Below are 6,539 nucleotides of genomic sequence, written 5' to 3'. Positions count from 1 at the left end.
GGGGGCCAGCGGCGCGGCCTGCGCTGGCCGCGCCGCGTCCTGCGCCCCGCTGGGCACCTCCTGCTGCTCGCCGGTCGGGGTGCTGCCCTCGGCGGCCGGAGCCTGCCCGTCGGCGCTGGAGCGTGTCTTACGGGTGGGAGCCGTCACCGCTGCCGTCCTTCCTGGTGTGTCTCGCGCGAAGTCGCCGCAGACTCAAGCACACGCGGCCGTTTACGTCGCATCAGCCGCCGCGGCGGGGGTGTGGGTGCGCGGCCGGCCGCGCTTGACGTACGAGCGCAGGTAGGAGCCGTTGACGATGTTCCACACGTACTGCGGGGAAGTTCCCTGATCGGCGGCGATCTCCGTCAGCATCTTGCCCTCGGCGCGCAGCTTCTTCATCCGGTCGTGGTCGTATTTGCGGTGCGGGCGGCGCGGCGGCAGGCCCGCCTCCTGGACAACCTTGCGGATCGTGGCCGAACTGGTCTGCGCCTCCGCGATGATCTGCGCGTTGGTGCGCTGCGCCTTCCACGCGGCGAGGATCTGCCGCCGCTTGGCCGCGCTGATCCGCGAGGCGCGCGGGTGGTGGGCGGTTCGCATCGGCACTCCGGCCTCGCGCAGCAGCACGTGGACCCGGCTGCGGGAGTAGCCGGTGCGGGCGGCGACCTCGTTCAGGGTGCAGCCTGACAGATACAGGCGGGCGGCCCGCGCCAGGTCGAACGGGCGCCGCCGCCTCGCGGCCGCAGGGGCGGAGGCGGTGGAGGCGGTGGTGGGGGTGGTGCGGGAGCGGCCTTGTCTGCGCAGCACCGCCCCGGCCGCCAGCAGCACGCCGCGGGCCTGCGTGTAGGTGACGCCGAGTTCCGCGGCGACCTGGCGGATCGAGGAACCCGCCGCGTACAGCGCGGCGGCGCGGGTCCGGGATTCGAGTGGGAGGGTCGTCATGGCGCGGCACCGTAGCAAGATCAGCCGTTAACGTCCCGCTACCGGCGGCCAGGGGACGGCGACAGCCCCGCCCCCGGTGAGGAGGGCGAGGCCGTACCGTTCGCGCGGTCAGTCCTCGGCGGGCTCCGCCTGCCCGGCAGGAACGCCGACCGGGCCGTCCAGCTCGTCGGCGTAGCCGATGCGGACCCGGCGGGCGAACAGCGTCAGCGTGACCTCGGTCGCCCGCAGACCGGCCTTGACCGTGATGCCGGAGTCCTTCGGCAGGTAGACGGGCTGGCCATCGATCACGATCCGCGACGGGACGCTGAGCGTCGCCCCCCGGGTCCGGTCGTGCGGCGGGACGGCCGAAGGGTGCTCGTAGATGTCGATGCTGACCGCGTGCTCGTCCGGTAGTTCGACCTGCCGTACCGGGCGGCGGTCGAACATCGGCGTCACCGCGTAGCCCTCGCCGGCCGCCTCGCCGGGCTCGAGCGGGGCAGGCACCTCGGCCTCGGCCTCGGGCGGGCTGGCGTCCGTCATCGTCGTCTCCTCTCCTCAGGGGTCAGCGGCCGCGGGTATGGCCGGTCAGTCCTGCTCGCTGCTGGCCGCGGCCAGCGGCAGTTCGGGCACCCCGGCGACGACGTCGGGGTGGAACGCCTCGTCAATGTGCATGAGCGGCTTGCCCTGGGCGAAGATCACGTAGGAGCGCCACACGCTCGGCACGTCGCGCTCGTATCCCCAGTGCAGCTTGCGCATCCCGCGGTCGACGAGCTCGCGCCGCTGCTCGATCCGCTGGTTGTTGAGGAAGTACCCGATCGGGATGTCCGGGCCGGTGGTCAGCTCGACCACGAGCGGGTGCGCAGGGTCCATGACCACCTTGTTGGAGGAGATCGGCGTCCGGCCCCCCCGGATCAGCTCAGAGAGGCGCAGGACCACGCTGCTGTCTGCGCCGAGCCCCATACGGGCCTGCAACTCCGGCGACAGGACGGCCGCCGCGGGCCGCTGTGCCTGGAGGAGCACCCGCACCCCGAGCGGTTCGTCCAGCAGACCGGCCAGGAGCGCGGTCGTTGAGCCGTCGTGGCGGAGCAGGATACGGGTGAACGCCTGCGGGGTGAGTGAAAGCACACGGCCTCCGATCGTGGAAGTGGAATCGAACGGGCTGAGACGCCTTCTGCGACCCCGCAGACCGCAGGGCGCACCGAGCGCCCCGGGCCCGCTGCCGGTGGCGTCCCGCCCCGTACAGGGCGGCGGAACTCACGCCTGGGTGGTGGCGTGCCCGGCGACCAGCAGTGCCTCGTCCAGCCGCGGCCCGCCGCCGGCAGGCTCGACGGCCGCCAGGTACCGGCCGTACCGCTCCTTGCGGTCGCGGAAGGTCCGCACCAGGAACTCCGGGCCGTTCTCCTCCACCCAGGAGCGGGTGAACGCCGCCGCCTCCTGCCCTTCCGGGGTGGCGAGCTCCGGCGCGTACACGTCCGCCAGCCGCGCCCGGACCCGCGTCGACACACCGAATCCGAGATCGACCAGCAGGTCGAGGGTGTCGGCGTCCACGACCTTGGCGACCGCCGCGGCGTACACGTACAGGTCCGGCCCGGCCGCCTTCGTCGTCTTCCTCTGCGGGCGGCGCCCCCGGCACCGGCTGGGGGCGCCTCGCTCACGACGTCGCTCACGCCGCGACGTACGGCGTGAAGGTGCCGTACACAAAGCTCTCCGGCCTGTCGACTGCGAGGCCGATCCGCTCACTCGCCTTGATCGTTACGGTTCCCTCGATGAAGTTCGATCCGTGCTCGGTGGAGGCCTGCACCACCACGGTCTCCCGGTCGAACAGCTTCGCGCCGTACCCCCACGCGCCGAGCAGGTACTTGCCCTGCACCATCGCCGGGGTGTCGATCACGTTGAGCCGCCACACGCGCTTCTCCGCGCCGATCGCCACCGACACGGCGACGCGGTAACCGCCCTGCTGGTCCTCCTCCAGCTCGATGTCCTCGAAGTCGAGCGGGTGCATGACCACGCCGGACGGGTCGTAGTAGGACAGGATCGCGCGGGTGAGGGCGCGGCGGACCTGCGCGGTCTTCTTGTCGGAGGACTGGCCGGTGTAGAGCTGGATGCCGGGCGTCTGCGTGATGCCGAGCAGGTTCTCGCCGACGCCGTCACCGAACAGGATCTGGTCGTCCTCCTTGAGCTTCACGCCGTCGATCAGGTCCCGCTCGAGGATGCCCCTGAGCCTGGACTCGTCGGCGAGCGTGTTCTTGTGGACGGTCTCGTAGTGGCCGATCTCGGAGACGGGGCGGGTGTACGGCTCGAACTGGATGCTCGAGCGCGGCGCCCGGCCCCACGTGTCGGTCGGCCCGCCGGTCGGCGCGGACGTGCCGTCCGCGGCCCGCCGCTGCGGGATGACACCCGCGTTGTTGATGAACCCGGTCTGGCGGACACCGGAGATGATGTTGCTGGTCGTGGTCTCGGCGGGGAACAGGTCCCGGACCCGGTTGGGGCGGCGCTGCCGCTCGGAGATACCGACGTTCTCGGCGGTGCCGAACGCCGGCGTCGTGTGCGAGCCCGCGCTCAGGGTGAACAGGTCCTTGGCCTCGAAGGAGTAGAGGCCCTGGTCGATGGTGACGATGCCGCGCGGCTCGCGGAAGTCGGTGGCCTTCATCTGCTGGTAGGCGTCGGACTCGAAGAACGCCTGCGACAGGCTCTTGCGCTGCAGGCCGCGCTCGCGGTCGGTGGCCATCCTGCCGGCGGCCGGCACCCCGGACGGTTCGCCGAGGTAGGACAGGATGCCGGCGGCCTTCTCCTCGGTCACGAGCAGCGCCTGGATCTGCTCGGCGCGGTCGACGCTCTTGAGGTAGTCGGCGTGCATCTCCTTCGACAGCACGAAGTGACCGCGGCCGGTCTCGTCCTTAATGCTGTTCTGGATGCGCGTGATCTTGTCGGCTTCGGTCTTCAGAGCGCTCTTGAGCTCTCGGATCCGCGCGTTCTCGTTGGCAGTCATCTGCCGTACCCCCCGGTGGCTGACATCGGTGTGCGTTTCGGTGTGATCCGCGCCCGGTCAGCACCGGGACAGCCGTTGATCGAGGCGGCACCGTAGGAAAAAGCGGCGTTAACGTCACCGCACGCCGTGGCGGCGTGCGGCGACCGCGACCAGGCGGCGCCCGATCTGCTCCACCACCGGCACCGCGACGCTGTTGCCGAGCTGCCGGTAGCGGGGAGAGTCGGCCTGCGGCTTGTCGCCCGACTGGATCGTCCAGTCGTCGGGGTAGCCCTGCAGGCGCTCGCACTCGCGCGGCGTCAACCGCCGGACCCCGCCCGCCATCAGGTCGCCCGTCTCGCCGTCGACCAGGAGGTTCTGGGTTTCGTCGCCGGCGGGGCCGCCCGTGCCCTTGGCCCACTTCGCCGTCACCGTCGCCGACACCGCGACGACCGCGCCGACCGTGTTGGAGCCGGATCGGGGGTGGGTGCGCAGCGTGTCGGCGACCTCCGGCACGACCTCGGCGGGCGCGGTGGCGACCATCGGCATGGACGAGCCGCCGCCGCCCGTGCGCAGCGCGTACGCCGGATCCCCCGGCTGCCCGTGCTCGAGGCTGCTACTGCCGTCGCGGCCGCGCAACGCGACCGGGATCGCGGTCACCGCCGGGCGGCCGGAAGCACACAGCGCCGGGCACGGTGAGCCGGGCTGCGGGTTGGACCGACAGGTGGGATTGGTGATCTGCGCCAGGTCGTAGGCGACGATCGGCGTGCCCCGGCCGGTGCCGTCCTCGCTGGCGTCGCAACCCTCACAGGTCAGGGAGTGGGTGACGCGACCCAGCGTCGTGACCGCCTCCCCCGGCTTCTCGGCCCTGGCCGTGACCGTGGGCTCGACGGGCTTCTCAGCGCCGGCCGTGACGGTCGCCTCGACGGGCTGCTCCCGCCCCGCCGCGGGATCGTAGGCGACGATCGGCGTGCCCCGCCCGGTGCCGTCCTCAGCCGACATCAGATAGCCGCACCGCAGCGTGTGCGTCACCGTGCCGTTCGTCGTCACGTACGCGCCCACCGAGTCCAGGTCGGTGCGATGCCCGCCCGTGTTCGCGCCCAGCGGCCCGGCGATGTCGGGGTCTACGGCGCTGGTTCCCCAGGCTCGGCAACCTGCCGCAGCGCCGCGTCCAGCGCCGCCGGCAGCCGTTTTCCGCGCCGCGCGGCGCGGCGCAGGATGCCCGCCGCTGCCGTCTGGCTCAAAAAGTACTTCCGCGGCACCGGCGAGGTCTCCAAGACATCCGACAATGAAGACACGACGGCGTCGCTGAGGTACTCCGGAGAACTGCGCATCGAGAACCCGCCACGACACGCCGTACCCGAGGTTGGCCAGCTCTTGGACCACGATCCCCATGTCCTGGCCCCGGTGGGATGACAGGAGCCCGGGCACGTTCTCGAGCAGAAGCCACTGGGGCTGGAGCTGCCGGGCGAGCCGGACGATCTCAAAGAACAGTCCGGAGCGCTGCCCGTCGAGTCCGGCGCGCTGCCCGGCGACGGACAGGTCCTGGCAGGGGAACCCTCCGGTGAGGATCCCAGTCCGGGGAGTGAATCCTGCTGCGAGTAGCTGTTCACCTGTGACCGTCCTTACGTCATCGAACAGGGTGGAGTCGGGGAAGCGGCGGGCCAGGACACCGCGGGCGGCCTTGTCGATCTCGACGGAGGCGACCGTCCGCACGCCGGCGCGCTGCAGCGCCAGCTCGAACCCTCCGATTCCGGCGAACAGCGACACGGCCGTCATCTGCGTGGGCGCGGGCGTGGATGCCACAAGACCTCCTGGAGGGATCCACCGAAGCGCGCACGGCCTGACAACGGTGGGAGTCGTTTGTGTGGTCCGCACCCGGCCGCTACCGGGGGCAGTCCCCTTGGTCGAGGCGGCAAGGTAGGCAAAACCGCCGCTAACGTCGCGGGCACCGCCGTAAGGTGATCAAGCTCGGGGGTGGAACGACCACATCGGAGGATCTTGTGCTGCGTCACCGTCTCGCCGTGCCCGCCGTCGCCGTCCTCGCGGCACTGGCCGGTGCCGTTCCTGCGCAGGCCGCGGCACCGCCCGCGCCCGCCGCGGTGGCGGCGCCGAAGGTGCTGAAGTTCGGGCAGTCGGCCCGCATCACCGGAGACAGGGGAAACCCGCTGCGCATCGCTCCAGTCGGCGTCTACTACCACCGGCCGACCTCGCCCCACTTCGCCAAGCCGCGGTCCACGTGGTTCGTGCGATCGCGTTGAAGGTCGCAGCCCTGTCGAAGGCGGATCGGATGCCGCCGCCGGTCAGCGGCAGCCAGTGGCGCATCAAGACCGGCGGCCGGACGTTCACGGTCTTCTCCGGCAACGCCTCGAGCGCCCCGTGGGTCGGGCGGACGGACGGCCAGGAGGTCACGGTCCACCCCGGCAGCCCGGAAGTGATCTACTACTCGTTCGACCTGCCGAAGGCCGGCGGCACCCTGGAATGGTCGACGCCGAACGGCGTGATGCGCTGGCAGATCCCCACCCGCACCTCCGGCAAGGCGGCCGTGATCCGGCCGGTCCTCGACGCCATCGCCGACTACGAAGGCCGGTAGGCCGACCCGGGAGCCTGCCACAGGACGCGCCCGACCCGCTCCGCGCCGGCGTCACCGCGCGGCCGGGCCGGGCACGACCACCCG

8 protein-coding genes are annotated in these 6,539 nt (G+C 71.7%); 2 read left to right on the top strand and 6 right to left on the bottom strand.

The features are described 5' to 3' along the window. Positions 1-210: 210 nt before the first annotated feature. The 6 genes from ACWJ6R_RS27505 to dcm all read right to left on the bottom strand — a co-directional run bounded on the left by ACWJ6R_RS27505 (position 211) and on the right by dcm (position 5,668). Positions 211-918, bottom strand: a complete 708-nt coding sequence (locus tag ACWJ6R_RS27505; protein ID WP_449065013.1) for a helix-turn-helix domain-containing protein — start codon at positions 916-918, stop codon at positions 211-213. Positions 919-1,026: 108 nt separating this feature from the next. Continuing rightward, positions 1,027-1,437 carry a hypothetical protein gene (locus tag ACWJ6R_RS27500; protein WP_449065012.1) on the bottom strand — a complete coding sequence of 137 codons (411 nt, stop codon included), beginning with the start codon at positions 1,435-1,437 and terminating at the stop codon, positions 1,027-1,029. A gap of 45 nt (positions 1,438-1,482) precedes the next feature. Further along, positions 1,483-2,022: a chorismate--pyruvate lyase family protein gene (locus ACWJ6R_RS27495; protein ID WP_449065011.1), complete on the bottom strand. Its 540-nt coding sequence runs from the start codon at positions 2,020-2,022 to the stop codon at positions 1,483-1,485. Positions 2,023-2,151: 129 nt separating this feature from the next. Beyond that, positions 2,152-2,472 carry a hypothetical protein gene (locus ACWJ6R_RS27490; protein WP_449065010.1) on the bottom strand — a complete coding sequence of 107 codons (321 nt, stop codon included), beginning with the start codon at positions 2,470-2,472 and terminating at the stop codon, positions 2,152-2,154. An 88-nt stretch (positions 2,473-2,560) separates the two neighbouring features. Continuing rightward, entirely contained in the window at positions 2,561-3,886 is a 1,326-nt protein-coding gene (locus tag ACWJ6R_RS27485) for a phage major capsid protein (RefSeq protein WP_449065009.1), read from the bottom strand. 114 nt (positions 3,887-4,000) lie between these two features. After that, entirely contained in the window at positions 4,001-5,668 is a 1,668-nt protein-coding gene (gene dcm, locus ACWJ6R_RS27480; RefSeq protein WP_449065008.1) for a DNA (cytosine-5-)-methyltransferase, read from the bottom strand. A 197-nt stretch (positions 5,669-5,865) separates the two neighbouring features. Between dcm and ACWJ6R_RS27475 the strand changes: the two genes are divergently transcribed. After that, positions 5,866-6,123 (top strand): hypothetical protein, encoded by a 258-nt coding sequence (locus ACWJ6R_RS27475; protein ID WP_449065007.1) that lies wholly within the window; start codon positions 5,866-5,868, stop codon positions 6,121-6,123. A 29-nt stretch (positions 6,124-6,152) separates the two neighbouring features. After that, a complete protein-coding gene (locus ACWJ6R_RS27470) occupies positions 6,153-6,455 on the top strand; it encodes a hypothetical protein (RefSeq protein ID WP_449065006.1) in 303 nt (100 codons plus the stop codon). Positions 6,456-6,539 lie beyond the last annotated feature (84 nt).

It is taken from the genome of Planomonospora algeriensis (genome assembly GCF_977012225.1).
The sequence above is the reverse complement of the archived record's forward strand: the minus strand, read 5'-3'. Positions and strand labels throughout refer to the sequence as shown.